The sequence below is a fragment of the Streptomyces sp. NPDC005805 genome (assembly GCF_040630445.1).
Taxonomy (GTDB): domain Bacteria; phylum Actinomycetota; class Actinomycetes; order Streptomycetales; family Streptomycetaceae; genus Streptomyces.
Genome location: NZ_JBEXXN010000032.1, coordinates 25,353 through 49,565 on the forward strand (window position 1 = coordinate 25,353; position 24,213 = coordinate 49,565).

Below are 24,213 nucleotides of genomic sequence, written 5' to 3' on the forward strand. Positions count from 1 at the left end.
GGCACCGATCATGGTGCGCGGGGCCGCGTCGTGCCCGGACCCGGCCATGCACCGCCCGCGGGCGGTGTTGCATGCTGTGTCCTCACGGCTACGGCAACGGCACCTCACGCCACGACACCCTCACGCAACGACCACCGGCGGTCCCGGCATGGAGCAGCGCATGACTCACACCTTCCCGGACGTGTCCATCAGCACGGAGCGGTTGGTGCTGCGCCCCTTCGAGGACGCCGACATCCCGGCCCACACCGAGATGATGAACGACGAGATGGTCACCGCGTGGACCACCGTCCCCCACCCCTACACCGCCGGTGACGCCGAGGACTGGGTCCGCCGCTTCGCGCCCGAGGAACGCGCCTCCGGGCGGGGAATCGTCTTTGCGGTGACCGAGTTCCTCACCCAGCGCCTCGTCGGCACCGTCCATCTGCGCAACACCGACTGGCGCATCCTCGCCACCGAGGCCGGCTATGTCACCGCCCCCTGGGCCCGCGGCGAGGGATACGCCACCGAGTCCCTGCTCGCCGTCGCCCAGTGGCTCTTCCGCGACCGCCGCTTCGAGCGGCTGGAGCTGCGGACCGCCGCCGGCAACACCGCCTCCCAGCAGGTCGCCCAGAAGATCGGCTGCATCAGCGAAGGCGTCCTGCGCAACGCCTGGACCGTCCGCACCCCGGCCGACGGCGGCGGCTGGGAGGAGTCCCGCACCGACCTCATCGTGTGGAGCCTCCTCCCCGAGGACCTGGAGGCCGACCGCATGGCCGAGGCCGGGTACTCCTCCTACACCGACTGGAACTGACCCCGGCCCGGCGCGCACCCGGCCGGAACCGACACCGACCGGAACCGACCGGAACCGACCCCGGCCGGAACCGACCCCGGCCGGACCCCCTCCGGCCGCCCGCCCCGCGACCGGTACTCTCGCCGTGCGGGACACCCCTCCACGACACCTCCGACGGGCACCCCCGCCCGCGCCCGCGCCCGCACCCCCCGCCTGCAACACCTCCAGGAGACTGACGCGATGGCCGACCGGGTCACGGTGATCGGATGGGACGGTTCGCCACTCACCCGGGCGGCCACCTCCGCGCTCTCCGCCGCCACTCTGGTGGCCGGAGCCCCCCACCACCTGGCCCTGCCCGAGGTCCCGCCCACCGCCGAACGTATCCGCCTCGGCAGCGTCGACCTCGCCGCCCGCCGGATCGCCGGGCACCGCGGCAGCGCCGTCGTCCTCGCCGACGGCGACCCCGGCTTCTTCGGCGTGGTCCGCACCCTGCGCGCACCGGAGCACGGTCTTGAGGTCGAGGTGGTGCCCGCCGTCTCCGCCGTCGCGGCCGCCTTCGCCCGCGCCGGGATGCCCTGGGACGACGCGCAGATCGTCGTCGCCCACCGCCGCACCCTGCGCCGGGCCGTCAACGTCTGCCGCGCGTACCCCAAGGTCGCCGTCCTCACGTCCCCCGGCGCCGGCCCCGCCGAACTCGCCCTTCTCCTCGACGGCGTCCACCGCACCTTCGTCATCTGCGAGGAACTCGGCACCGACCGGGAGCAGGTCACCGTCCTCACCTCCGACAAGGCCGCCGACCACGCCTGGCGCGACCCCAACGTGGTGATCGTCGTCGGCGGCGGGGGCACCGTCCCCGGCTCCTCCCGCACCGGCGCCGGATGGATCGCCGGCCACGCCCCCGGCTACCCGCCCGCGCTGCGCGGCTGGGCCCTGCGCGCGGCCGACGGGACCCCGCGCCCGGCGGGGGAGGGCGAGCAGCCCGGACTGCGCGCCGCCCAGCTCGCCCGCCTCGGCCCCCGCACCGGCGACCTCGTCTGGGACATCGGCTGCGGCGGCGGAGCGCTCGCCGCCGAGGCGGCCGGCTTCGGCGCCGCCGTCATCGCCGTCGACGCCGACCCGGACGCCTGCGGCCGCACCCGGGACGCGGCCCGGCACCTCGGCGTCCAGCTCCAGGTCGTCCAGGGCGCGGCCCCGCACGTCCTGGAACGCCTCCCCGAACCGGACGTGGTCCGCATCGGCGGCGGCGGGGTCCCCGTGGTCGGCGCCGTCGCCGACCGCCGGCCGGCGCGGATCGTCACCCACGCCTCCACCCGCGACGAGGCCGAGGCCATCGGCACCGCCCTCGCCGCCGGGGGCTACGCGGTGGAGTGCGCCCTGCTCCAGTCCGTCGATCTCGACACCGCCGACTGGAGCGAACGCGAACGCACCGTCGTCTTCCTCCTCTGCGGACGGCACCCGGAAGCGGCCGCCCAAGCGGGGGCGTAGGCGGACCGGACCCGCGAATCGGGTCCCGCCCGTCACTCGGCCCCAATCCCCCCACAGCGGCACAGCGCGGTAGGCTGGCCGATCGTCGTACCGCAGCCGGGTGTTCGTCGTTTGGTTCGCCAATGTCCGGAAAAAGGGGTCGCTTTGACTCCGCTTCGTGGTACGCCGGGACCGGGGGGACGCGCGACGTGGCGCAGCCCACAGCGCACCGTGGCGGATCTTGCCGCCGAGGTCGCGAACGACGGCCACAATGCAGAGGTCGGGGGCCGAACGTGCCGCGCGGCGCACACGCTCGTTAGAAGTTCACGGGCGTCAGGTGTGCCGGTCGGACGCCCCGGGCGACGGGCGAAGGAGCTATACCGATGGGCGAGGGGTACGCATGACCGACACCGGCCAGGTCCCGGGCGAGGGGCAGCCGGAGAACGCAGGCATGGTGGAGCAGCCGGGCGTCCCCGCCCCCGGCGCGTACACCTACCTCGAACCCTCCGGGCACACCGCCGAGGAAGACGATCTGCTGCTCATGCCGGGCGCCCAGGGCGCCTGGAGCGAGCACACCGCCGCCGCACCGGCCGCGACCCCGCCGCACGGCTCCCTCGTGGACCAGTACGTGGCGGCGCAGGCTTCCGTTCAGCACCAGGGGCAGCACCAGCAGCAGCCCGTCGCGGCGGCCCCGCAGTACGGCGCCGAGTACCCGGCGGGTCCCCGGCCCGCCCCCGCCCAGGAGGCCGGTGTGCCCGCGCCGGCGGAGGCCTGGCAGACGCCCGCCGCACCGGAGTTCACCGAGGTGACCCCCGCCCCGCAGCCGCCCGCCGGAGCCGGATACGCCCAGGACCCGGCCGGTGGCGGCCCGGAGGCGCGGTACGCCCGGGACGAGTACGCGCAGGCGGCCGAGGCGCAGTACGCGCAGGCCGCGCCGGGCGACTCGCTCGCCCAGGTGCAGGGGACGATGTCGGTCGTGCCGGGTGTCGCGCCGGAGGCCGTGGCCGTCGATGCCGCCGCCGCCCCGGAGCCGGTCCCGGCACAGCCCGCGCCGGAAGCTCCGGACGCGGGGGAGGAGCCGGTCGCCCCGGCAGCCGCCGAGCCCGCCGACGCGCAGGCCCCCGAGCCCGCCCCCGCCGCGCCGGTGGCCGAGGCCGCCGCCCCGCAGTCCCCCGAAGCGGTACCGGACCCCGCCGCGCACGAGCCCGGGGCGCACGAGACGGGCGGCCGGGACTCCGGCGCCGTCGACCTGGGTGCCGTCCGCACCCCGGCGGCCGCCACCTCCGCCATGGCGACCCCGCCGCCCGCGCGCCGGCCCCTGCACATGGGCCCGCCGGTCCCGGACCCGGCGAACTCCCTGGTGCGCTCGCTCGCGGACCGGGGGCCCGCAGGGTCGACCCCGCCGCACCCGATCGTCGTCCCCCATGCCCCGGCGCCGCAGGGCGCGACGGGCGTCGAGTACCTGGACGTGCCCCGCGAGGAGCCCGGTGCCCACCTGCCGGGCCCGTCCCTCGGTGACATTCCGCCGCAGGCCGGTGCCCCGTGGGACCCGCAGCCCCCGGAGGCCCCCGCGGCCCCGGTCCCCGAAGCGGCCGCGGAAACGGTCGCCCCGGCCGCCGTGACGCCGGAGGCGGCCATGGCCGAGGCCCCCGCGCCGCCCGCCGAGCCCGCCGTCCCCGCCCCCCGCGCGGGCGAGCCCGCCGCACCGGCCGCGGCCGCCGTGGCCGACGCGGCCGTGCCGGCCCAGGCGGAGGCGCCCGCAGCGCCGCCCGCCACGGAAGCGGAGCCCGAGACGCCCGCCGCCGCCCCGGACCCGGCCGACCTGCCGCCCGCCGCCGAGGCCCAGGCCGTCCCCGTTCCGGACGCGCCCCCCGTCACCGCCGAGGCCCCCGCGCCCGCTCCGGAGGCCGACGCACTGCCCCTCCAGGGCGCCCAGTCCCAGCCCGCGCCCGTCCCCGCCACCCCGGAGCAGGCCCTCGCCCCGGCCGCCGAGCCCGCCCCGGAGGCCGCCGCCCCCGAGGCCGTCCCCGCCCCCGAGGTGACCGCTGCCCCGGAGTCCGCCGTTCCGGCCGGAGACGCCACCCCGGGGGCCCCCGCCACGGACCCGGCCCCCGCCGCCGAGGTCGCGCCCGAGCCGCAGCCCGCCCCCGCGCCTGCGGCCGACGCCCCCGAGCCGGAACCCGCCCCCGAACCCGCCCCCGAGGCGGACGCCGGCGCGGACCCCACCCCGGACCCCGCTCCGGAAGCCCCCGCCGAGCCGCAGCCCGAGCCCGCCCCCGCGCCGCAGGCCGCGCCCACCGCCGAGGAAACCGCCCGCGCCGAGGAAACCGCCCCCGCCGAGCCCGAGCCCGTCACCCCCACCGGCCCTCCCGCCCCCGGGTACGACGAGGCCGAGCGCGAGGCCGTCCTGAGGGTCATGCGCGAACGCCGGGACATCCGCAACGGCTTCCGCAGCGACCCCATCCCGCACGAGGTCCTGCTCCGGGTCCTCGAAGCCGCGCACACCGCGCCGAGCGTCGGCCACTCCCAGCCCTGGGACTTCGTGGTCATCCGCTCCGCCGAGACCCGGCGCACCATGCACGAACTCGCCCAGAGCCAGCGCGAGGCGTACGCCGAGTCGCTGCCCAAGGGCCGGGCCAAGCAGTTCAAGGAACTGAAGATCGAGGCGATCCTCGACACTCCGGTCAACATCGTCGTCACCGCCGACCCCACCCGCGGCGGCCGCCACACCCTCGGCCGCCACACCCAGCCCCAGATGGCGCCCTACTCCTCGGCCCTCGCCGTGGAGAACCTGTGGCTCGCCGCCCGCGCCGAGGGCCTCGGCGTCGGCTGGGTCTCGTTCTTCGACGAGCGCGAGATGGTCCGCACCCTCGGCCTCCCCGACCACCTGGAGGTCGTCGCCTACCTCTGCGTCGGCTACGTCGACGAGTTCCCGGAGGAACCCGAGCTGATGCAGGCGGGCTGGTCCAAGCGCCGCCCGCTCTCCTGGGTCGTCCACGAGGAGACCTACGGCCGCCGCGCCCTGCCCGGTGAGGAGCCGCACGACCTCCTCCAGGAGACCGTCACCGCCATCCGCCCGTTGGACGCCAAGGCCCTCGGCGAGGCGTGGGAGCGCCAGAAGCGGATGACGAAGCCGGCCGGTGCCCTCGGCATGCTGGAGATCATCTCCGCGCAGCTGTCCGGCCTGTCCCGGATGTGCCCGCCGCCCGTTCCGGAGCCCGCCGCCGTGGCGATCTTCGCCGGGGACCACGGCGTGCACGCCCAGGGCGTCACGGCCTGGCCCCAGGAGGTCACCGGCCAGATGGTCGCCAACTTCCTCGGCGGGGGAGCGGTGTGCAACGCCTTCGCCCAGCAGGTCGGCGCCGAGGTCTGCGTCGTGGACGTCGGCGTGGCCGCCGACCTGCCCGCCACCCCCGGTCTGCTGCCCCGCAAGGTGCGCGCCGGGACCGCCGACTTCACCACCGGGCCCGCGCTCACCCGCGAGGAGGTGCTGGCCGCCATCGAGGTCGGCATCGAGACCGCGCGCGACCTGGTGGCCGCCGGCAACAAGGCCCTGCTCACCGGCGAGATGGGCATCGCCAACACCACCACCTCCGCCGCGCTGATCTCCGTCTACACGGGTGCCGACCCCGCCGAGATCACCGGCCGGGGGACCGGCATCAACGACGAGATGCACGCCCGCAAGGTCGACGTCGTCCGCCGCGCCCTGGAACTCCACCGGCCCGACCCGGCCGACCCCGTCGGCGTCCTCGCCGCCGTCGGCGGTCTGGAGCACTGCGCCCTGGTCGGCCTCATCCTGGGCGGCGCCTCGCTGCGCACCCCGGTCGTCCTGGACGGTGTGAGCACCGGTGCGGCCGCCCTCGTCGCGCGGGCGATCGCCCCGGAGGCGCTGGCCGCCTGCATCGCGGGCCACCGCAGCGCCGAGCCCGGCCATGTCGCCGCCCTGGGCAAGCTGGGCCTGCGCCCGCTGGTCGACCTGGACCTCCGGCTCGGCGAGGGCACCGGCGCCCTGCTGGCGCTGCCGATCGTGCAGAGCGCGGCCCGCGCGATGCACGAGGTGGCGACCTTCGACAGCGCCGGGGTCACCGAGAAGTAGCCCCGGCCGCCGCGCCGCCCGGCCGTCCTCGCGCCACCCGGCCCGTCCGGGCGGCGCGAGGACCCGCCCGGCCTGCGCAAAAGCGCCGGGCCGCACCCGGTGCCCCGCCGCCGCACCCGTACTCTGGTGCCCAGGCCGTGTCCGCGTCCCCCGGTCCCCGGCCCGCCCCCACCGGCGTCCCACCAGCCGCTCCACCGCCGCAGCGGCCCCGCCACGCATCACCCCGCACGAGGAGCCGCACCGCCATGCCCGAGCCCGCCGAGCACCCCGCGTACCCCGTCGGACTCCGCCTGTCCGGGCGGCATGTCGTCGTCGTCGGCGGCGGCCAGGTCGCCCAGCGCCGGCTGCCGGCCCTCGTCGCGGCGGGCGCCCGGGTCACCCTGGTCTCGCCCTCCGCCACCCCCTCCGTCGAGGCGATGGCCGCGGCCGGCGAGATCACCTGGGTCCGGCGCCGCTACGAGGACGGCGACCTCGACGGCGCCTGGTACGTCCTCGTCGCCGTCAGCGACCCGCGGGCCGCGGCCCGGATCTCCGAGGCCGCCGAGGCCGCCCGCGTCTGGTGCGTGCGCAGCGACGACGCCGAGGCCGCCACCGCCTGGACCCCGGCCACCGGCCGCAGCGAGGGCGTCACCGTCGCCGTGCTCACCGGCCGCGACCCGCGCCGCTCCGCCGCCGTCCGGGACGCGATCGTGGAAGGGCTCCGCGACGGCACCCTCGCCGCCCCGCACCGCCGCGACAAGGCCCCCTCCGTCGCCCTCGTCGGCGGCGGCCCCGGCGACCCCGACCTGATCACCGTGCGCGGCCGGCGGCTGCTCGCCGAGGCCGACGTGGTCATCGCCGACCGGCTCGGCCCCCGCGACCTGCTCGACGAACTCCCGCCCCATGTCGAGGTGATCGACGCGGCGAAGATCCCCTACGGCCGGTTCATGGCCCAGGAGGCCATCAACAACGCCCTGATCGAGCACGCCAAGGCCGGGAAGACGGTCGTCCGCCTCAAGGGCGGCGACCCCTATGTCTTCGGCCGGGGCATGGAGGAGGCCCAGGCACTGGCCGAGGCCGGCATCCCCTGCACCGTCGTGCCCGGGATCTCCAGTTCCATCTCGGTGCCCTCCGCCGCCGGCATCCCCGTCACCCACCGGGGCGTGGCCCATGAGTTCACCGTCGTCAGCGGCCATGTCGCCCCCGAGGACCCGCGTTCGCTCGTCGACTGGGCCTCCCTCGCCAAGCTGACCGGCACCCTGGTGATCCTGATGGGTGTCGACAAGATCGGCGCCATCGCGGAGGCCCTGGTCGCCCACGGCAAGGCGCCCGGCACCCGGGTCGCCCTCGTCCAGGAGGGCACCACCACCGCCCAGCGGCGGGTGGACGCGACCCTGGCCACCGTCGCCGAGGTCGTCCGCGCCGAGGAGGTCCGCCCGCCGGCCGTCATCGTCGTCGGCGACGTGGTCGGCGTCGGCGTCCCGCCCCTCGCCTGAGCCCCCGCGACCCAGCCCCCCCCGCCCCACGCACCACCGAGAAAGCAGTGACCCCGTGGCCGAAGTGATCACCGTCGACGACCCGGACGACCCCCGGCTGGCCGACTACACCGGCCTGACCGACGTCGAACTCCGCCGCCGCCGGGAGCCCGCCGAGGGCCTGTTCATCGCCGAGGGCGAGAAGGTGATCCGGCGGGCCCTGGAGGCCGGGTACGCCATGCGGTCCATGCTGCTCTCCGCGAAGTGGACCGAGGCCATGCGCGACGTCATCGACGCCGTCGGCGCCCCGGTGTACGTGGTGGAGCCCGCCCTCGCCGAACGCGTCACCGGCTACCACGTCCACCGCGGCGCGCTCGCCTCCATGCAGCGCAGGCCCCTGCCCGACGCCGCCGAACTCCTGCGCTCCGCCCGCCGGGTGGCCGTCATGGAGGCGGTCAACGACCACACCAACATCGGCGCGATCTTCCGCAGCGCCGCCGCCCTCGGCATGGACGCCGTACTCCTCTCCCCGGACTGCGCCGACCCCCTCTACCGCCGCTCCGTGAAGGTCTCCATGGGCGCGGTCTTCGCCGTCCCCTACGCCCGGCTCGCCACCTGGCCCGCCGACCTCGCCGCCGTCCGCGAGGCGGGCTGCACCCTCCTCGCCCTCACCCCCGACGAGACGGCCGTGCCCCTCGACGAACTGGCCCCGCACCGGCTGGAGAAGGTGGCCCTGATGCTCGGCGCCGAGGGCGACGGCCTCACCGCGAGGGCCCAGCGCGCGGCCGACGAGCGGGTCCGCATCCCGATGGCCCACGGCGTCGACTCCCTCAACGTGGGCGCCGCGGCGGCCGTCGCCTTCTACGCGGTCACCGCGGGCCGGCCCACCGCCTGACCCGGTGCGGCCGCCGTGCCGCCACCGGCTCAGAGCTGCTGGAGGGCCGCGATCCCCAGCGCCACGATCAGGGTCACCACGAAGAAGACCACGATGCGCTGGCGCAGCAGCCGGGGATTGGCCGGCCGCCGGCCCGTCGAGGTCGTGCGCGCGCCGCCGGGCCGCGTCCCCGGGCGTCCGCCCGTGCGGCCCTCGGTGCCCCGGCCGCCGCCCGTGCGGCCCCCGCTGGTCCGGCCGCCCGGCCGCGACGGGTGCGCCCGGGCACCGCTTCCCGTCCGCGACGAGGAGGGACGCGGCACCGAGGAGCCGCCGGTGCGCCGCTCCCCGTGCTCCGCCCGCTCACCGCGGCCGCCCGTGTGACGCTCGCCCCGGCCCGTTCCGCGCTCGGCACGCTCCGTGCGCTCGGCGCGTTCCGTCCGCTCGGTGTAGCGCGCGGTGGGGTGGCTCAGCTCCGCCCGCTCCCGCTCGCGCTCCCGGTCCCTCGGGGCGGGGGGGCGGCTGTCGTGCAGGCCCTGCGCCTCACGGGCCGCGATCTCCTTCAGCCGCATGGACAACTGGAGGGTGCTCGGCCGCTCCTCCGGATCCTTGGCCAGACAGGCGGCCACCAGCGGGGCCAGCGCGTCGGGCACACCCTGGAGATGCGGTTCCTCGTGCACCACGCGGTAGAGCATCACCTCGGAACTGCCGTGCCCGAAGGGGGAGTCGCCCATCGCCGCGTACGCCAGGGTGGCGCCCAGCGCGAACACGTCCGTCGCGGGGGTGACCGCCGCGCCGCGGACCTGCTCGGGCGCGAGGAAGCCCGGTGAGCCGACGGCCGTCCCCACATGGGTCAGCGTGCTCGCGCCCGTCGCCCAGGCGATGCCGAAGTCGATGATGCGCGGGCCCTTGGGGGAGAGCAGGATGTTCGACGGCTTCAGGTCCCGGTGCACCACCCCGGCCTCGTGGACCGCGACCAGCCCCTCGGAGAGGGCGGCGCCCACGGCGGCCGTGTCCGCGGCCCGCAGCGGGCCCTCCTCGACGACCTTGTCGTGCAGCGAGGGGCCCGGCACGTACTGGGTCGCGAACCAGGGGCGGTCCGCCTCCAGGTCCGCCGCCACCAGCCGCGCGGTGCACCCGCCCCGGATCCGCCGGGCCGCCGACACCTCGCGCGCGAAGCGGGAACGGAACTCCTGGTCCTCCGCCAGATCCGGCCGGATCACCTTCAGCGCGACCCGCTGGCCCTTGCGGTCGGACCCCAGATAGACGACGCCCATCCCGCCCGCCCCGAGCCTGCGGTGCAGCCTGAACGAGCCGACGACACGCGGGTCCTCGCGCCGGAGCCGCATCATCGCCATCGTCCGTCCCCTACCTCGGTGGGAGCCCCACCCCGCTGCCCGGTCACTCGGTCTGACGGGCCACAGCTTATGTGCCCCCGCGCCGGTGCGCTCATAGGCCGCGCCCTCGCGCGCGGATCGATTGTCAGTGCCCGGTGGGAGAATTGAGGAGTGGTCAGGGGAGGGCGGATCCCTCTCCCCGGGCCCGTGCGAGATCTCAACGGACCGTCGCAGAAGGGGGATTGGATCAATGAAGGGCGACCGCGTGGAGATAGTGGTGGACGCGGGTGACACGACCCGGACGTACGAAGTGGTGGCAAGCCGGGCGGGCCGCAGGGTGGAGACGGCGGTCCGGCGGGGGGTGGTCGAAGTGAGCGAAGTCACGAGATCGGGCACTGTCGTGCGCACTGCCCGCTTCATGGCGAACCGGGTGCTGGCGCTCGTCGAGCAGCCCGTCCCCCGGGAGACCGAGCAGGAGGGCGGGCGTCCCCTCGGGGAAGACCCGGGGTCCCGGGCGCGCGTCTCCACCCAGGGGAGTACGTGACCGGGGCGCGGCTCATCCTCGGGGAGGCCGGTCAATCGGTACGCGGGCATGACGCCCGGGCCGTCCCGTTTCCCTAGTGTTGTCCTCAAGCGGCGGGTGCAGCACTCGTCCCCCGAGGCAAGACGCCCGCCGCTGCCCACATGACAGGAGAAGGACCATGGCCGACACGGCAACGCGCAAGGCATACGCCGAGCTCGGCGTTCGCCCGGGCGGCACACGCCACCCGCTGGTGGCCACGGCCATGGTCCTTCCCCTGGCGGCACTGCTGGTGGTCGTCTTCGGCGGCTGGGACGCGGTGGTCGCACAGGCGTCGTCCGTAGGCATGATGCTGGGGCGCTGAGAGGCGCCCCGGGCCCGGAAGAGCGGTCCGGGCCGGGGACATCGGGCCACAGCCCCGTGGGGACGGGGGTGCGGCGGACGGCAGCGTTTGGCCGGTCGGCTGGGGAGCCGACCGGCCATCGCGCGTCCCGCCCCCGCCCACCGCCCCCACGCGATCCCGGGCCGCCCGACGCTCGGCCCGCCTCCCGCCCACTCCCCCCAGCCATGAATCTCCGGCCGCCCGCCCGGCCCCGGTCGCATCCCGCCGGCCGGCCACCGGACCGTGACCGCTCGGGCTGCGCCCGCCCGCGCCCGGCCGGCCCCGGTCGCCCACCGGACCGTGACCGCTCGGGCTCGGCCCAGCCCCGCCCCCGGTAGCCTCCCCGCGTGACCGCCCCCCTCGTCCGTCGCCTCGCCCGGCTCGCCCGGGAGGCCGCCCACCCCGCCCGGTCCGGTGCGTGGACCCGTTCCGCCTGCCCGGGCTGCGCAGGCGACCCCGCTCCCGTGCTCGCCGACCGGCCGGACGGGACCGTCGTCCGGCACGGGGCGGCCGTCGCCAAGGCCCACGCCCCCGGCACGGACCCGGCCGCCCACCGCGTCCGTCTCGCCGTCGCCGCGCACCCGGCGCTCCACGGCATCCTGCTGCCCCCGCTGCCCGTCCCGGCGACGGCCACGGCGGCTGCGGGCGACCGGCCCCTCACCGCCTGGCCGTACGGGACCCGCGTCGATCCCGCCGACCCCGGCGCGGCCCCGTGGGAGGAGGCCGCCCGGCTGCTCGCCCGGCTCCACCGCGTCGACCCCGCCGTCCTCCCCGGCCCCCTCCCGCCCATGCGCGGCCCGGCCAAGGCCGCCGCCGCCCTCGCCCGGATGGAGGCCGCCGCGGGCGACCACCCCGCGGCCGAGGGCGTCCGCCGGGCCTGGCGCGGGCTCCCGCCCCGGGCCCGCGGCGAGGCGGACCCGCGCCCCCACCGCACCCTGTGCCACGGCGACCTCCACCTCGGCCAGCTGGTCCGCCACCCCGCCGAGGGCGGCGACTGGCTGCTGATCGACGTGGACGACCTCGGCCTCGGCGACCCCACCTGGGACCTCGCCCGCCCCGCCGCCTGGTTCGCCGCCGGGCTGCTGCCCCCGGCCACCTGGCAGCGCTTCCTCGGCGCCTACGCGGAGGCCGGCGGCCCGGCCGTCACCGACCCCGCCGACCCCTGGCCCGAACTGGACACCGCCGCCCGGGCGCTCACGGTGCAGACCGCCGCCCTCGCCCTCGCGAAGTCCGTCACCGAAGGCCGTCAACTGGACGAGGTGGAAGGGGAGATGATCGACACCTGTACCCGAATCGGGACACTCGCACCCGAGTTGGATCCGGAGGGCGCGTCGTAGGGTGACGTCACCGCCACCGGGCATGCATCCGGTGACGTCGACCGAACGGCGAGAGGCTGAGCAGAAGATGCAGTGTCCCAAGTGCCACGCGGCGATGCACACCTACAACCGCAACGGCGTCCAGATCGAGCAGTGCAGCGGCTGCCGGGGCATATTCCTCGACTACGGGGAGCTGGAGTCGCTGACCCGGCTGGAGTCGCAGTGGGTCCAGCAGCCCCCGCCGCCCGCCCCGGGCGCCTACCCGGCCGCCCCCGCTCCCGCCGCACCGGCCTGGGGCGCCCCGCAGCACGGACACCATGGTCACCACGGCCACCACGGACATCACCGCCAGCGCGGCTTCGGCCGGATGCTCTTCTCCTCCTGACGCCCGGTACGTCCTGACACCCGGCACGCGCGCGCCCACCGCGTGCGTGCACGACGAAGCCCCCGGTCACAAGGACCGGGGGCTCCGACTGGTGCGCGATACTGGGATTGAACCAGTGACCTCTTCCGTGTCAGGGAAGCGCTCTCCCGCTGAGCTAATCGCGCAGAGGAGCAGAAGATCCGCGGGTAAGCCCCACGGGCACTGCCTGCTGCGTACTGCGTGCACTGCGTGCGCGATACTGGGATTGAACCAGTGACCTCTTCCGTGTCAGGGAAGCGCTCTCCCGCTGAGCTAATCGCGCGGAGTCCGAAAGATCCGGACCAGTGGACGATACTGGGATTGAACCAGTGACCTCTTCCGTGTCAGGGAAGCGCTCTCCCGCTGAGCTAATCGTCCGTGGAGGTGGAGACGGGATTTGAACCCGTGTAGACGGCTTTGCAGGCCGTTGCCTCGCCTCTCGGCCACTCCACCCGGAGTGCAGGGGTTCGGGAAGATCCCCCGTTTCTCGAGCGGACGACGAGATTCGAACTCGCGACCCTCACCTTGGCAAGGTGATGCTCTACCAACTGAGCCACGTCCGCCTGTCGTTTCCCGGTCCGCTTGCGCGTCCCGGCGACGTGTTGAACTCTAGCGGATTCCGGGGCCAGGACAAAAACGCGTTTGTGCAGCGTGCTGACGTATGTGCCCGTCGCGGCAGCTCACGGGCCGCGCCGCCGCCCGCGCCCGACCCCCGCGTCCTGCCCGGTCCTACACTCGCAGACGTGCACGACCTCGCTCCCCTCGCCCGCTTCGGGCCCCTCGTCGCCACGGATCTCCGGGACGTCACCAGCGACCCCGCGGCCCTGGACTCCGCCGGTTTCTGGGCGGTGTCCGCCGACTTCGAGGGGCGGCTGACCTGCGCCCGCTTCGGCGACGTGCGCCGCGCGCCGGTGCCCGAGCCCGTCCCCGGCCGCTGGCGCGGACCCGCCGCCGAGGACTGGGTGTCGTCCCTCGACCGCGCCGCGTACACGGCAGGTGTGCGCCGCATCCGGGAGCACATCGCGGCCGGCGAGGTCTACCAGGCCAACCTCTGCCGCATCCTCTCCGCCCCGCTCCCCGAACCGGACCACGCGGACGTCGACGAGCTGACCGCCCTGCTCGCCCGGGGCAACCCCGCGCCCTACGCCGGAACGATCCGCCTCCCCGCGCACGGTGTGGAGATCGCCACCGCGTCCCCCGAGCTCTTCCTCCGCCGCGCCGGCCGTACCGTCGAGTCCGGCCCGATCAAGGGCACCGGCCGTACCGCCGGGGACCTGCTGGAGAAGGACCACGCCGAGAACGTGATGATCGTGGACCTGGTCCGCAACGACCTCGGCCGGGTCTGCGCCACCGGCAGCGTCACCGTCCCCGCCCTCTGCGCCGTCGAGGAGCACCCCGGCCTGGTCCACCTGGTCTCCACCGTCCGGGGTGAGCTGGCCGCCACGGCCGGCTGGCCCGAACTGCTGGCCGCCGCCTTCCCGCCCGGCTCGGTCACCGGCGCGCCCAAGTCCAGCGCCCTGCGGATCATCGACGCCCTGGAGACCGCCCCCCGGGGCCCCTACTGCGGCGGCATCGGCTGGGTCGACGCCGACCGGGGAACCGGCGAGCTGGCGGTCGGCATACGCACCTTCTGGCTCGACCGGACCGCCCCCGGCGGCCCCGCCGTCCGCTTCGGCACCGGCGCGGGGATCACCTGGGGCTCCGACCCGGACCGCGAGTGGGCCGAGACCGAACTCAAGGCGTCCCGGCTGCTCGCGATAGCGTCGGGCGCGTACCGGGCGAGCGGAAGGACTGCGGGATGAGGATCTGGGTCGACGGCGGGCTCAAGGACGCGGGGAACGCCCTGGTGTCCGTGCTGGACCACGGCCTGACCGTGGGCGACGGCATCTTCGAGACCGTGAAGGCGGAGCACGGGCGGCCCTTCGCCCTCACCCGCCATCTGGACCGGCTCACCCGCTCCGCCCGGGGCCTCGGCCTGCCCGAGCCCGACCACGACGAGGTCCGCCGCGCCTGCGAGGCCGTCCTCGCCGCCGATCCGGTGCCGCTCGGCCGGCTGCGGATCACCTACACCGGCGGGCTCTCCCCCCTCGGCTCCGACCGCGGCACCGCCGGCCCCACCCTGGTGGTCGCCGTCGGCGAGACCACCCGCCGCCCCGACACCACCGCCGCCGTCACCGTCCCCTGGACCCGCAACGAGCGCGGCGCCCTGACCGGCCTCAAGACCACCTCGTACGCGGAGAACGTGGTCGCCCTCGCCCGCGCCCACGAACACGGCGCCTCCGAGGCCCTCTTCGCCAACACCGTGGGGCGGCTCTGCGAGGGCACCGGCTCCAACGTCTTCCTCGTCCTCGACGGCGAACTGCACACTCCGCCCGTCGCCTCCGGCTGCCTCGCCGGCATCACCCGCGCCCTGACCGTGGAATGGACCGGTGCCCGGGAGACCGACCTCCCCCTGGACGCCCTGTACGCGGCGGAGGAGATCTTCCTGACCTCCACCCTGCGCGACGTCCAGGCCGTCGTCCGCGTCGACGACCGCGAGCTCGCACCCGGGCCCGGCCCGGTCACCGCCAAGGCCATGCGCGTCTTCGAGGAACGCGCCGCCGCCGACCCGGACCCGCGCTGACCCGAACCCACCGGGTGGTGTCCCGAGCCCACCGGGTGGTGTCAGGTGGGCCCCGGGCAGGTAGAAAGTCCTCGATGACCACAACTCTGCGGCCCACCGGGCCGATTCGGCAGGACCCGGCCGGCAGCCGGGCGTGCGACTACGACGTGTGCGTGAACGGCCGCCGGGTCGGCGGTGTCTCGCTCGCCGCCGACCCCGCGCCCCGGGGGCGCCCCCTCGGCCGCGTCCGGGACCTGCGCATCGACGAGCCGGACCGGCGCCGGGGCCGGGGCACGGTCGCCGCCCTCGCCGCCGAGGAGGTGCTGCGCGGTTGGGACTGCCCCGAGGCCCGCGCCACCGTGCCCGCCGACGCGGAGCCCGCCCTGCGGATGGCGGCCGCCCTCGGCTGGACCGAACGCGGCCGCACCATGGTCAAACAGCTCACCGGGCCCGCCGCCGGCCTCCCCGCCGGCACCGAGGCGCGCCCCATGGACCGGGCCGCCTTCGACCGCTGGCGCGCCCACGCGGTCCGCCACTACGCCCGCGACTGGATCTCCGCCGGCGTCCCCGAGGACGAGGCCCTCGCGCGCTCCGAGACGGTCCACGAGCGGCTCCTCCCCGAGGGCCCCGCCACCCCCGGCGCCCACCTCCACCACCTGCACGCGGACGGCGCCGAGGTGGGCCACCTCTGGGTCGCCGACCGCGAGACGGAGGCGGGGGAGCGGGAGGCGTACGTCTACGACGTCGAGGTGGCCGAGGCCCACCGCGGCCGGGGCCACGGGCGGACCCTGATGCTCCTCGCCGAGCGGATCGCCCACGAGGCCGGCCACGGCACCGTCGGGCTCCATGTCTTCGCGGGCAACACCCCGGCCGGCACCCTGTACGAGTCCCTCGGCTACCGCACCACCCACCGCAACTTCGCCAAACGGCTCCTCTGACCCCCGGCGGGTGCGCCGCGTGCCCCGCCTACGGCTGCCCGGCGCCCAGCAGCCGGTCCACGATCTCCTCGATCCGGGCGCGCAGCCCCTCCTGGCTCCTGCCCCCGTCCAGCCGGACCCCGTCGACCTCGTACGTCGGTGTGCCCGTCACCCCGATCGCCTTGCCCTCGGCCTGGTCGGCGTCGACCGCCAGGATGTGCCGGCCGTCGATCAGCGCGGTGTCGAACTCCTCCGCGTCCAGGCCCAGTTCACGCGCGACCTCCAGCAGGACCGGCTCCCCGCGCTCGCCCAGCTCGGCCGTGCGCGCCAGCACCGCCTCCGCGTACGGCCAGCCCCTGCCCTGCTCGGCGGCCTCCTCCGCGGCCTGGGCGGCGGCGAAGGCGTGCTTGTGCTTCTCGAGGGGGAAGTGCCGCAGCCGCAGCTCGATCCGGTCGCCGTACCGCTCACGCAGCGCGCGGACGTCGCCCAGGGCGCTGTGGCAGTCGGGGCACTGGAGCTCGCACCAGACGTCGACGACGACGGGGCGGGCGGTGGTGGAGTCGCTCATGGCCCCAGTCTTCCAGCAGCGCGGACCGCCGCCGAACGAGGACCCGACGGGGACCTGAGGAGGAGGCCGCCCCGGAGATCCCCCTGAGCCGGGCCCCGGCCGTGGCCCCGAGGGGGCCGGACGGTGCAGGATGGAGAGGACGACGCAGGGACGGCGGGTGCGGCCGCACCGCAGCCGCACCCTCGCCCGCCGAGCCTGGAGGACCGGATGCTTGCCGAGACCATTTGTTCCGCGGTGTCCGCCGCCGGCCTGGGCATCGCCGCCGTCACCGCCTACCGCAGGCGCTTCCTCGCCGCGACCAGGATCGCGGCCTACTCGCTGGTCCCCGTGGGCCTGGTCCTCACGGGTGCCGTGCAGTGGGCCTTCGACACGGCCTTCAGCCCCTCCGCGTGGGTCGGCTTCGGCCTGCTCGGCGGGGCCTGGCTGCTCTTCATGACCACCCGCTTCGCGGAACGCCGACGCGGGGTGCCCACCCGCAAGGAGCGCCGGGCCGCCGCGGCGGGCGGCGGGAACGAGGCCGTCGAGCCCGGCGCCTCGGCCCCCTCCCTGGGCGCCGGCGCCCGGCCCGCGACCCCGCAGGCCCGCCCGAAGAACCCCAGGAAGCAGCAGGCCGCCGCCGCGGACGACGACTTCAGCGACATCGAGGCGATCCTCAAGAAGCACGGCATCTGACGCCGCCCGCCCCGGGGGTCGTCTACGGCAGGAGCTTCAGGCCCTCGGGCGCGTCGATCCCGAACCCCTCGGCCACCACCCGCCGGGCCTCCTCCTCGGTGGACAGTTCCCGCACCACCACCCGGCCGTCCGCGTGGGTCTCGGTCAGCCACCGCCCGTCGAGCACCCGGTGCATCTCCTCGGCCGTGCGCTGGAGATACAGGCGGTGGCTGAACGGGGACCGGGGGTTGGTGGCCACATGCCAGTTGATCATCTCGTAGTCGGGCCGCTCGAAGGGCTCCACGGTGAAGGCGTACTGGTTCTCCCAGGTCTCCGCGCCGGCGTCCCGGTGCTGGAGCACCCACAGCGCCAGCGGCCCGTCGTGCGGGGCGTGCACCAGCCGGTGGCGCCGCCGCCCCGAGGCGAACTCGGTGCCCGGGACCAGCGGCACCGCCTCCAGCAGCGAGCCGGCCGCCCCGAAGCCGACGTCGGCCAGATACGGGTGCTCCTCCCCTGGCACCCGGACCAGCAGCGCCATATGGGTACGCGGCCTGCTCTCCAGGGTCTCGGCGCCCACGACCACCCGGGCCACCAGGCGGGTCACCCGGAAGCCGATCGTCTCCAGGGCGGCCGCGTAGAGGGTGTTGTGCTCGTAGCAGTAGCCGCCGCGACGGCTGTCCAGCAGCTTGGCCACCAGGTCCGGCAGCGCCAGCGAGGGCGCGGCGCCGCCGAGGGCGTCGAGGTTCTCGAAGGGCACGGCGTGGAGGTGGGCGCGGTTGAGGCCGCGCAGGGTCGCGGCGTCCGGCCGGGGCGGGGCGGTCCAGCCGATGCGGGCGAGGTAGTGGCCGAGATCGAATCCGGCGGTGGCTTCGGCGGTGGTCTCTGCGGTGGTCTCTGCGTTGGCGGGCATGGCAGCCACGCTAGGCGTCCGCCCGGACGCCGGCACCCGTCCCCGGTCGGGGTCGGTCTCGTCCTGTGGACCTCCGCCGACGGTCTTGGATCCCGGTCCGCCGCGCCCTTCGGGGCCGGTTCGGGTCCACATCGTGGGCACGCGCTCGAACGCCGACCGTTCGCGATGCGGAAAGTGGTGAACCGCCCCGCCGTGAGGGCGTTTTGGGGGATTTCGCCGCCTCCGGCTGCGCCATCATCCCCTTGAGATGCTCGATACCTCACGGGGGCAGCCCCCCGCACCGACCCCGGAGCCCCGCGGATGCCTGTTCGCGCTCTCCCAGCCGCCTCTGATGATCTTCCTGACGGTGATCGGCGTTCTGCTGCTGATGGCCGCCGTGCACGACCTGCTGCTGCTCTGAGCCCCTGTGCTGGATCGGCCCCGGCCGGCTCAGCCCGCCGCGGCCTCCTTGCGCCGTGCCCGGTAGGCCGCGACATGGAGGCGGTTGCCGCAGGTCCGGCTGTCGCAGTAGCGCCGCGAGCGGTTCCGTGACAGGTCGACGAAGGCCCGCCCGCAGTCCGGCGCCTCGCAGCGCCGCAGCCGCTCCTGCTCGCCCGCCACGACGATGAACGCCAGGGCCATCCCGCAGTCCGCCGCGAGATGGTCGGCGACGGAGGCGCCCGGGGCGAAGTAGTGGACGTGCCAGTCGTAGCCGTCGTGGTCGGTGAGCTGCGGTGTCGTACCGGCGGCGGCGACGAGCTGGTTGATCAGCCGGGCGGCGGTGCGGCTGTCGGGCGCGGCGAAGACCTCGGCGAACCGGGCGCGGACCTGCTGGATCGCCTTCAGGTCCCGCTGTCCGAGCTCGTTCACGTCGCTGACGTGGTGGCTGCGGACGAACTCGTCGAGCGCCTTGATGTCCGGGAGTCCGTCCTCCCGGCCGTCCTCGGGTGCGGTGTTCACCAGATCGACGACGGTGTCGAGGGCGATACGGGTGTCGTGGGGAATCAGCACGATTCGCTCCCTGGCCTGCCGCGGGCCGGTGCCCGCCGAATTGCGCCGACTCTAGCGGTTCGTGCCCCGGACGCAGCAGCGCCGCCGTCACGGTGGATTCCGTGACGGCGGCGCCCGCCGCGTCCTACAGGGGACTTTCCGCGCGGCGCCGTCTCCCCGAGACGGACGGCGCCGTGCGGCCCAGCGCCTGGCTCAGCTTTCGGCCAGGATGTGCGAGAGCTCGGTGTCGAGGTCGAAGTGCCGGTGTTCGGTGCCGGGCGGCACCGCGGCGTCCGTCCGCTTGAGGAAGGATTCCAGGGCCCGCGCCGGGGCCTCCAGCAGGGCTTCGCCTTCCGGGGAGCTGAGGGCGATGCAGACGACGCCCTGACCGTGGCTGCGGGACGGCCAGACGCGGACGTCGCCGGTGCCGGTGGGCCGGTGCAGCCCCTCGGCGAGAAGGTCGCGGGCGAAGACCCATTCGACCGTCTCTTCGGCTCCGGTGTGGAAGGTGGCGTGCACGGCATAGGGATCGGCCGTGTCATACCGCAGGCCCGCGGGTACAGGCAGTGAGGACTCGCTCGATACAACGAGGCGCAGGTGCAGCTCGCAGCTGACCGTGGTGTTCATAAGCGCCAGGGCCTTTCGCTCAGTGTGCGCTCGGGGATTCGCACGTCGGCGAAATCGACATGCCACCTACGGTGCCGTTGTAAACCCCTCTGACCGTTTTGTGATCCTTCAAGTCGCCCGTACGGCGGTGTATCACCTGGTGTTATTCGGCCATACCGGTGATCCGGACGAATCCGGTAGGTTGGGGGTCATGCATGCGGAGAGTAACGAGCGGGGCGGGGCCGTCGCGGGGACGACGGCCACCGGCACCGTGACGGGGGACGTGACGACGGGACCGGCGCGGCCGGCGGACCCGGCGGGGGAGACGGAGACCGAGAGGCCGCTCGGTTCGCGGGCGCCTCACTTCATCAAGCGGTCCAGAACCCTGCACATCAGCTGGCAGGTCGGCGTCTTCGTGGTCGGCCTCGCGGTCGTCGCCGCGGGCGCGGCCATGCTGGTGCTGCCCGGTCCCGGCTGGGTGGTGATCTTCGCGGGCATGGCGATCTGGGCGACCGAGTTCGTCTGGGCCCAGCTCGTGCTGCGCTGGACCAAGCGCAAGGTCACGGAGGCCGCCCAGCGCGCCCTCGATCCCAAGGTCCGCCGCCGCAACATCATCCTCACGAGCATCGGCCTGGTGATCGCCGGAGCCCTGTGCGCGCTGTACCTCTGGAAGTTCGGACTGGCCCTGCCGTGGAAGATCGACGAGTGACCGGCCGCTGATCGCCGAGTGGTCCTGGGCACCCGCTGACATGCGGTAATGTTTGCGGTGCGCCCGGGCGATTAGCTCAGTGGGAGAGCGCTTCGTTCACACCGAAGAGGTCACTGGTTCGAACCCAGTATCGCCCACCCGGACCGAGGGCCCCGAGGACATCGTCCTCGGGGCCCTCGGCGTTCCCCGGTCGCCCGGGGCGGTCCGGCTAGCGCATGCCGGCGAGGGTCCGCCGCAGCCGGCGGGCGTCCCGCAGGCGCCGCTCGTAGGTCGCGCCTACCGCGAGCAGCAGCAGACCGGCCAGGGCCGGCGGCAGCCAGCGGGGGAGGGCACCGACCACCTGGACCACGTACGGGGCCAGCTCGTGCACCGCGACCAGGGCCAGCACCGTGCCGCCCACCAGCAGCGGGGCCCGCAGCCGCAGCCGCGCACCGGCCAGAGTGACGGCCAGGGCCGCGAGGCCCAGCAGCAGCGGGCGCTGCCAGCCCTCGTCGCCCCACACCCGCAGCAGGCTCGGCACCGCCGTGACCAGCAGCCCCGGGCCGCACGCGGTCCACGAGGACGCCCCCGGGTCGCGGCGCATCCGCAGGTACCCCACGACCAGGGCGGGCACGGTCACGGGCAGGGTGTACGCCTCGGGCGCGGTCACCTCGGAGGCGTACAGCCGGAACCAGGTCGCCGCCAGGAACAGCGCGGCGGCGGTCCACCCGGCGACCGGGCGGCGCTCCGGGCGGACGGCCGTGCCCGCCGCGATCACCCCGCACAGCGCCAGGACCAGGGCCAGCGGGGCGGGGCCGTCGCTCGCGGCCAGTCCGACCGCGAGGACGGCGGCGACCGCCGAGGTGCCCTCGACGGTGAGGGCCACCGGGTTCCGGCCCAGCCGGGCGCCGACGAGGGCGGCCAGAGCCGGGACGGCGAGCAGGACGAGCGCGGTGCCCGTCGCGGAGAGCCCTGCCGCTCCCGCGACCGCTCCCGCCAGGCCGGTCGCCGCCAGGACGGCCGCACCGGCCGCCACGGAGGAGCGCGCGGGGCCCGACGCGTGGACGGCACCGGCGGCCAGCGCCGCGACCAGAGTGCCGAGGACGGCGAAGGTCGCGGGACGTGTGCCGAGCGCCAGCAGGGCGGCGCTCAGGCAGGTCGTCAGCCCGCACACCAGCGCGGTGACGGTGGGAGCCGTCGCCCCGAACGGGTTCGCCGCCCGGGCGACCCCGGCCCGGCCCAGGCCCCACGCGGTCGCGGCCAGCGCGACGAGGAGCTGCCACACCACGGCGGTGCCGTACCCGAGCCCCGCGGCCAGCGGCACGACCAGCGCGGCCGCCCACCCGAGCCCGATGGCCCCGGCGGCCGCGGCGCTCTGGAACGAGGGGCGACGCTCCGGCGCGGGCGGGACGGGGGGCGCGGCGGGCGCGCCGCCGGGGTGCGCGGAGGCGGGCCCGGCGCCGCCGGCCGACGTCGGGTCGGGCCCGACCGGGGCTCCCGGGCCCACGGGGGGCGTACCGGTCGTCGAGGCATCGGCCGCCTCTGCCGCGGGGTGCGCGGAGGCGGGGCCGGCGCCGACGTGCGGCGGCACCGGGGTGGCGCCAGGCGCGCCGCCCGGCTGCGCCGAGGTGCCGGCGGCCGCCGCCGGGCCCACCGGGGGCGTGCGCGGGACGGCGCCGGTCGCCGGGTGGGCCGCTCCCGGCGAGCCCTGGGGCGGGGCGCCCGCGGTGTGGGGCGCACCCGGCGCGCCTGCTGCCGGGGCGGCGCCCCACGCCGGGAGCGTCGACGGGCGGAGGGCGAGCAGAGCGCAGGTCGCCGTCAGCAGGAGCAGGACCACCAGGACCGACGCGGTGGACGCCGAGGTGAGGGGGATGCCGAGGGCCGAGGCCGCGCGGGCGTCGCTCGGCGCGCCCTGCCAGACGGAGGCGAGGCGGGAGGCCGGGCCCACCAGGGCGAGGAGGGTCAGGGGGAGGGCGGTCAGGGCCGCCGCCGCGTGGACCGTGGCCGAGGCGAGGCCCAGGCCGCGCAGTACCCCGCGCGGCAGGACGGGCCGCGCCGCCGCGAGCAGCGCCGAGCCGCAGAGCAGGTACACGACCACCGGCCAGCCGTCCGGCAGACCCGCGCCCGCGAACCCGCCGACCGCCGCGACCACGGCCAGCCCCGCGGTCGTCGACAGGGCGACCGCGGCCGCCCGCACCCGCCATGCCGTGAACAGCGCCAGGCCCGCCGCGCCCAGCAGCAGCGCGCCCGGCTCCAACGCCTCGACCGGAGCGTCCGCCGCCACCGAACGCGCGCCCCCGATCAGCAGGACCAGCACGCCCCACACCGCGGCCGCCGTACCCGCGAACCCGCGCACCACCACCGGCCGCGCCCACAGCACCACCGCCACGTCGAGCGCGGCCGTCGCCAGCAGCGCCCACTCCACCGGCGGGCCCGCCACCGCGTCCGACAGCGCCCACAGCGGCAGCGCGAACTGCCCGACGACCACCGCCGCCGGCAGCGGCGTGCGCAGCCGGGGGAACGCCAGCCCCTGCGCCGTCCACAGCGCCGCCAGCACCGCGCACGCCCACGCCGTGTACGCGAGACCGTCCGCGTCCGCGAAGGCCACCCGGTGCAGGGCGTACGCGTCGAGCAGCGACAGCACCAGGGCCAGGACGCCCACGGCCTCCGCCGTCGACGTCAGACCCCGGCGCAGCAGCACGGCCGGGGCGGCGAACGCGGCCAGCGTCACCGTGCCGAGCACCGCCGCGCGCCCACCGATCCCCAGGTGGCCCCAACTGACCAGCGTGAACGCGATGGCCGCGACCGCGAGCAGCACCCCGCCCAGGGTCAGCAGCACATTCTGGGCACCCGGGCCCGAAGCCGGCCGGGCCGCCGCCGGAGTGCCCTGCGGCGCCCACAGGCCCCGCGGCGGAGCGGACGCGCGGGGCGGACCGTACGGTCCGCGGGCCGCCGGGCGCACGGCGGCCGCCTGGCCCATCGCGGCCAGCAGCCAGGCACGGCGGGCGAGCAACTGCGCCCGGCGTGCGTCCAGTCGGCGCAGTTCGCCGTCGATCGCCGACAGTTCCTCGGCGGGTGGTGGTGCGTGTCCCATGCGCCGAAGTGTGGACCCGCACACCCGTGCGGTCATGGGGTGGGGTACTCACTTCCCGTATGAGTACGGGCCGGGGCGCCGCACACCGGCCCCCGCACCCGCACACTGGGGACATGGACTGGTGCCGCTACCGCTTCCGCAGCGTCTGGGACCTGCCCGCCCCGCCGCCCGCGGTCTACCGGGTGCTGGAACGGCCCGAGGAGTACCCCCGCTGGTGGCCCGAGGTCCGCGAAGTCACCCCCGCCGACGCCGAGTCCGGCACCGCCCGCTTCCGCTCCCTGCTGCCCTACGACCTGTACGTCACCGCCCGCGCCCGGCGCCGCGACCCCGGGGCGGGGGTGCTGGAGATCGCCATGGAGGGCGACCTGGAGGGCTGGTCCCGCTGGACCCTGACCTCGCACGGCGACGGCACCCGGGCCCTGTACGAACAGGAGGTCGTCGTCCGCAAACCGCTGATGAGACGGCTCGCCCTGCCCTGCCGGCCGCTGTTCCGGGCCAACCACGCCCTGATGATGCGCAGCGGGCGGCGCGGACTCGCCGCCTGGCTCGAAGCGGTTTGAACGAAGGGCTCGGAGCCCTGTATGGTTCGGTGCGTT

The 24,213-nt window shown here is 76.0% G+C and carries 22 protein-coding genes and 6 tRNA genes; 17 read left to right on the plus strand and 11 right to left on the minus strand.

The window, feature by feature from the left end; translation table 11 throughout:
- Nucleotides 1-160 precede the first annotated feature (160 nt).
- From ABZ457_RS18825 to ABZ457_RS18845, 5 genes are all read left to right on the plus strand, one after another.
- Nucleotides 161-790, plus strand: coding sequence for a GNAT family N-acetyltransferase (locus ABZ457_RS18825; protein WP_359158697.1), 630 nt, complete (start codon nucleotides 161-163; stop codon nucleotides 788-790).
- 219 nt (nucleotides 791-1,009) lie between these two features.
- The gene (cbiE, locus tag ABZ457_RS18830; RefSeq protein ID WP_359158698.1) at nucleotides 1,010-2,254 is read left to right on the plus strand and encodes a precorrin-6y C5,15-methyltransferase (decarboxylating) subunit CbiE; all 1,245 of its coding nucleotides are present in this window, start codon (nucleotides 1,010-1,012) and stop codon (nucleotides 2,252-2,254) included.
- Nucleotides 2,255-2,633: 379 nt separating this feature from the next.
- Nucleotides 2,634-6,329, plus strand: a complete 3,696-nt coding sequence (gene cobT / locus ABZ457_RS18835) for a nicotinate-nucleotide--dimethylbenzimidazole phosphoribosyltransferase (RefSeq protein WP_359158699.1) — start codon at nucleotides 2,634-2,636, stop codon at nucleotides 6,327-6,329.
- A gap of 245 nt (nucleotides 6,330-6,574) precedes the next feature.
- Nucleotides 6,575-7,804, plus strand: coding sequence for a uroporphyrinogen-III C-methyltransferase (gene cobA, locus ABZ457_RS18840; protein ID WP_359158700.1), 1,230 nt, complete (start codon nucleotides 6,575-6,577; stop codon nucleotides 7,802-7,804).
- A 55-nt stretch (nucleotides 7,805-7,859) separates the two neighbouring features.
- On the plus strand, nucleotides 7,860-8,678 hold the full coding sequence (locus ABZ457_RS18845; protein WP_359158701.1) for an RNA methyltransferase: 819 nt from the start codon (nucleotides 7,860-7,862) through the stop codon (nucleotides 8,676-8,678).
- A gap of 29 nt (nucleotides 8,679-8,707) precedes the next feature.
- Here ABZ457_RS18845 and ABZ457_RS18850 read toward each other — a convergent pair whose 3' ends face one another.
- Nucleotides 8,708-10,012, minus strand: coding sequence for a serine/threonine-protein kinase (locus ABZ457_RS18850; RefSeq protein ID WP_359158702.1), 1,305 nt, complete (start codon nucleotides 10,010-10,012; stop codon nucleotides 8,708-8,710).
- A gap of 229 nt (nucleotides 10,013-10,241) precedes the next feature.
- On the opposite strand from ABZ457_RS18850, the gene ABZ457_RS18855 reads away from it, so the two are divergent.
- The 4 genes from ABZ457_RS18855 (at nucleotide 10,242) to ABZ457_RS18870 (ending at nucleotide 12,594) form a co-directional block, all read left to right on the plus strand.
- Nucleotides 10,242-10,535 carry a hypothetical protein gene (locus ABZ457_RS18855; protein WP_359158703.1) on the plus strand — a complete coding sequence of 98 codons (294 nt, stop codon included), beginning with the start codon at nucleotides 10,242-10,244 and terminating at the stop codon, nucleotides 10,533-10,535.
- A 157-nt stretch (nucleotides 10,536-10,692) separates the two neighbouring features.
- Complete coding sequence (locus ABZ457_RS18860; protein ID WP_359158704.1) at nucleotides 10,693-10,875, plus strand: hypothetical protein; 183 nt, start codon at nucleotides 10,693-10,695, stop codon at nucleotides 10,873-10,875.
- 365 nt (nucleotides 10,876-11,240) lie between these two features.
- Nucleotides 11,241-12,230: an aminoglycoside phosphotransferase family protein gene (locus tag ABZ457_RS18865; RefSeq protein WP_359158705.1), complete on the plus strand. Its 990-nt coding sequence runs from the start codon at nucleotides 11,241-11,243 to the stop codon at nucleotides 12,228-12,230.
- Between the two features lie 67 nt (nucleotides 12,231-12,297).
- Nucleotides 12,298-12,594 (plus strand): zf-TFIIB domain-containing protein, encoded by a 297-nt coding sequence (locus tag ABZ457_RS18870; protein ID WP_359158706.1) that lies wholly within the window; start codon nucleotides 12,298-12,300, stop codon nucleotides 12,592-12,594.
- An 89-nt stretch (nucleotides 12,595-12,683) separates the two neighbouring features.
- Here the strand turns inward: ABZ457_RS18870 and ABZ457_RS18875 are convergent.
- From ABZ457_RS18875 to ABZ457_RS18895, 5 genes are all read right to left on the minus strand, one after another.
- Nucleotides 12,684-12,758, minus strand: a tRNA-Val gene (locus ABZ457_RS18875).
- 65 nt (nucleotides 12,759-12,823) lie between these two features.
- Nucleotides 12,824-12,895: transfer RNA gene (locus ABZ457_RS18880), tRNA-Val, on the minus strand.
- 23 nt (nucleotides 12,896-12,918) lie between these two features.
- A tRNA-Val gene (locus ABZ457_RS18885) sits at nucleotides 12,919-12,990 on the minus strand.
- A 1-nt stretch (nucleotide 12,991) separates the two neighbouring features.
- A tRNA-Cys gene (locus ABZ457_RS18890) sits at nucleotides 12,992-13,065 on the minus strand.
- A gap of 37 nt (nucleotides 13,066-13,102) precedes the next feature.
- Nucleotides 13,103-13,175: transfer RNA gene (locus ABZ457_RS18895), tRNA-Gly, on the minus strand.
- Nucleotides 13,176-13,355: 180 nt separating this feature from the next.
- On the opposite strand from ABZ457_RS18895, the gene ABZ457_RS18900 reads away from it, so the two are divergent.
- From ABZ457_RS18900 to ABZ457_RS18910, 3 genes are all read left to right on the plus strand, one after another.
- The gene (locus ABZ457_RS18900) at nucleotides 13,356-14,414 is read left to right on the plus strand and encodes a chorismate-binding protein (protein WP_359158707.1); all 1,059 of its coding nucleotides are present in this window, start codon (nucleotides 13,356-13,358) and stop codon (nucleotides 14,412-14,414) included.
- Nucleotides 14,411-15,235: an aminodeoxychorismate lyase gene (locus ABZ457_RS18905; RefSeq protein ID WP_359158708.1), complete on the plus strand. Its 825-nt coding sequence runs from the start codon at nucleotides 14,411-14,413 to the stop codon at nucleotides 15,233-15,235. Before ABZ457_RS18900 ends, ABZ457_RS18905 begins: the two co-directional genes overlap by 4 nt.
- Before the next feature lie 74 nt (nucleotides 15,236-15,309).
- The gene (locus ABZ457_RS18910) at nucleotides 15,310-16,152 is read left to right on the plus strand and encodes a GNAT family N-acetyltransferase (protein WP_359158709.1); all 843 of its coding nucleotides are present in this window, start codon (nucleotides 15,310-15,312) and stop codon (nucleotides 16,150-16,152) included.
- A 28-nt stretch (nucleotides 16,153-16,180) separates the two neighbouring features.
- Here ABZ457_RS18910 and ABZ457_RS18915 read toward each other — a convergent pair whose 3' ends face one another.
- Nucleotides 16,181-16,699, minus strand: coding sequence for a DsbA family protein (locus ABZ457_RS18915; RefSeq protein WP_359158710.1), 519 nt, complete (start codon nucleotides 16,697-16,699; stop codon nucleotides 16,181-16,183).
- A 207-nt stretch (nucleotides 16,700-16,906) separates the two neighbouring features.
- Here ABZ457_RS18915 and ABZ457_RS18920 point away from each other — a divergent pair, with 207 nt between their 5' ends.
- Entirely contained in the window at nucleotides 16,907-17,371 is a 465-nt protein-coding gene (locus ABZ457_RS18920) for a hypothetical protein (protein ID WP_359158711.1), read from the plus strand.
- 22 nt (nucleotides 17,372-17,393) lie between these two features.
- On the opposite strand, the gene ABZ457_RS18925 is transcribed toward ABZ457_RS18920, so the two are convergent.
- Nucleotides 17,394-18,260 (minus strand): arylamine N-acetyltransferase, encoded by an 867-nt coding sequence (locus ABZ457_RS18925; protein ID WP_359158712.1) that lies wholly within the window; start codon nucleotides 18,258-18,260, stop codon nucleotides 17,394-17,396.
- 247 nt (nucleotides 18,261-18,507) lie between these two features.
- On the opposite strand from ABZ457_RS18925, the gene ABZ457_RS18930 reads away from it, so the two are divergent.
- On the plus strand, nucleotides 18,508-18,660 hold the full coding sequence (locus tag ABZ457_RS18930) for a hypothetical protein (RefSeq protein ID WP_018848903.1): 153 nt from the start codon (nucleotides 18,508-18,510) through the stop codon (nucleotides 18,658-18,660).
- Between the two features lie 29 nt (nucleotides 18,661-18,689).
- Here ABZ457_RS18930 and ABZ457_RS18935 read toward each other — a convergent pair whose 3' ends face one another.
- Nucleotides 18,690-19,250 carry a CGNR zinc finger domain-containing protein gene (locus tag ABZ457_RS18935; protein WP_359158713.1) on the minus strand — a complete coding sequence of 187 codons (561 nt, stop codon included), beginning with the start codon at nucleotides 19,248-19,250 and terminating at the stop codon, nucleotides 18,690-18,692.
- A 192-nt stretch (nucleotides 19,251-19,442) separates the two neighbouring features.
- Complete coding sequence (locus tag ABZ457_RS18940; protein ID WP_003959770.1) at nucleotides 19,443-19,856, minus strand: SsgA family sporulation/cell division regulator; 414 nt, start codon at nucleotides 19,854-19,856, stop codon at nucleotides 19,443-19,445.
- A gap of 190 nt (nucleotides 19,857-20,046) precedes the next feature.
- Here ABZ457_RS18940 and ABZ457_RS18945 point away from each other — a divergent pair, with 190 nt between their 5' ends.
- Both ABZ457_RS18945 and ABZ457_RS18950 read left to right on the plus strand, forming a co-directional pair.
- Nucleotides 20,047-20,544 (plus strand): TIGR02611 family protein, encoded by a 498-nt coding sequence (locus ABZ457_RS18945; protein WP_359158714.1) that lies wholly within the window; start codon nucleotides 20,047-20,049, stop codon nucleotides 20,542-20,544.
- A 65-nt stretch (nucleotides 20,545-20,609) separates the two neighbouring features.
- Nucleotides 20,610-20,681 (plus strand) — tRNA-Val (locus ABZ457_RS18950).
- Nucleotides 20,682-20,752: 71 nt separating this feature from the next.
- On the opposite strand, the gene ABZ457_RS18955 is transcribed toward ABZ457_RS18950, so the two are convergent.
- Nucleotides 20,753-23,617: a hypothetical protein gene (locus ABZ457_RS18955; RefSeq protein ID WP_359158715.1), complete on the minus strand. Its 2,865-nt coding sequence runs from the start codon at nucleotides 23,615-23,617 to the stop codon at nucleotides 20,753-20,755.
- Between the two features lie 113 nt (nucleotides 23,618-23,730).
- On the opposite strand from ABZ457_RS18955, the gene ABZ457_RS18960 reads away from it, so the two are divergent.
- A complete protein-coding gene (locus tag ABZ457_RS18960; RefSeq protein WP_359158716.1) occupies nucleotides 23,731-24,177 on the plus strand; it encodes an SRPBCC family protein in 447 nt (148 codons plus the stop codon).
- Nucleotides 24,178-24,213: the final 36 nt, after the last annotated feature.

What these genes read in the sequence shown, in the direction of transcription:
- ABZ457_RS18825 (WP_359158697.1), top strand. Translation starts at nt 161, where the DNA reads ATGACTCACACCTTCCCGGACGTGTCCATCAGCACGGAGCGGTTGGTG.
- cbiE (WP_359158698.1), top strand. Translation starts at nt 1,010, where the DNA reads ATGGCCGACCGGGTCACGGTGATCGGATGGGACGGTTCGCCACTCACC.
- cobT (WP_359158699.1), top strand. Translation starts at nt 2,634, where the DNA reads ATGACCGACACCGGCCAGGTCCCGGGCGAGGGGCAGCCGGAGAACGCA.
- cobA (WP_359158700.1), top strand. Translation starts at nt 6,575, where the DNA reads ATGCCCGAGCCCGCCGAGCACCCCGCGTACCCCGTCGGACTCCGCCTG.
- ABZ457_RS18850 (WP_359158702.1), bottom strand. Translation starts at nt 10,012, where the DNA reads ATGGCGATGATGCGGCTCCGGCGCGAGGACCCGCGTGTCGTCGGCTCG.
- ABZ457_RS18855 (WP_359158703.1), top strand. Translation starts at nt 10,242, where the DNA reads ATGAAGGGCGACCGCGTGGAGATAGTGGTGGACGCGGGTGACACGACC.
- ABZ457_RS18860 (WP_359158704.1), top strand. Translation starts at nt 10,693, where the DNA reads ATGGCCGACACGGCAACGCGCAAGGCATACGCCGAGCTCGGCGTTCGC.
- ABZ457_RS18870 (WP_359158706.1), top strand. Translation starts at nt 12,298, where the DNA reads ATGCAGTGTCCCAAGTGCCACGCGGCGATGCACACCTACAACCGCAAC.
- ABZ457_RS18905 (WP_359158708.1), top strand. Translation starts at nt 14,411, where the DNA reads ATGAGGATCTGGGTCGACGGCGGGCTCAAGGACGCGGGGAACGCCCTG.
- ABZ457_RS18910 (WP_359158709.1), top strand. Translation starts at nt 15,310, where the DNA reads ATGACCACAACTCTGCGGCCCACCGGGCCGATTCGGCAGGACCCGGCC.
- ABZ457_RS18915 (WP_359158710.1), bottom strand. Translation starts at nt 16,699, where the DNA reads ATGAGCGACTCCACCACCGCCCGCCCCGTCGTCGTCGACGTCTGGTGC.
- ABZ457_RS18920 (WP_359158711.1), top strand. Translation starts at nt 16,907, where the DNA reads ATGCTTGCCGAGACCATTTGTTCCGCGGTGTCCGCCGCCGGCCTGGGC.
- ABZ457_RS18925 (WP_359158712.1), bottom strand. Translation starts at nt 18,260, where the DNA reads ATGCCCGCCAACGCAGAGACCACCGCAGAGACCACCGCCGAAGCCACC.
- ABZ457_RS18930 (WP_018848903.1), top strand. Translation starts at nt 18,508, where the DNA reads ATGCTCGATACCTCACGGGGGCAGCCCCCCGCACCGACCCCGGAGCCC.
- ABZ457_RS18940 (WP_003959770.1), bottom strand. Translation starts at nt 19,856, where the DNA reads ATGAACACCACGGTCAGCTGCGAGCTGCACCTGCGCCTCGTTGTATCG.
- ABZ457_RS18945 (WP_359158714.1), top strand. Translation starts at nt 20,047, where the DNA reads ATGCATGCGGAGAGTAACGAGCGGGGCGGGGCCGTCGCGGGGACGACG.
- ABZ457_RS18955 (WP_359158715.1), bottom strand. Translation starts at nt 23,617, where the DNA reads ATGGGACACGCACCACCACCCGCCGAGGAACTGTCGGCGATCGACGGC.
- ABZ457_RS18960 (WP_359158716.1), top strand. Translation starts at nt 23,731, where the DNA reads ATGGACTGGTGCCGCTACCGCTTCCGCAGCGTCTGGGACCTGCCCGCC.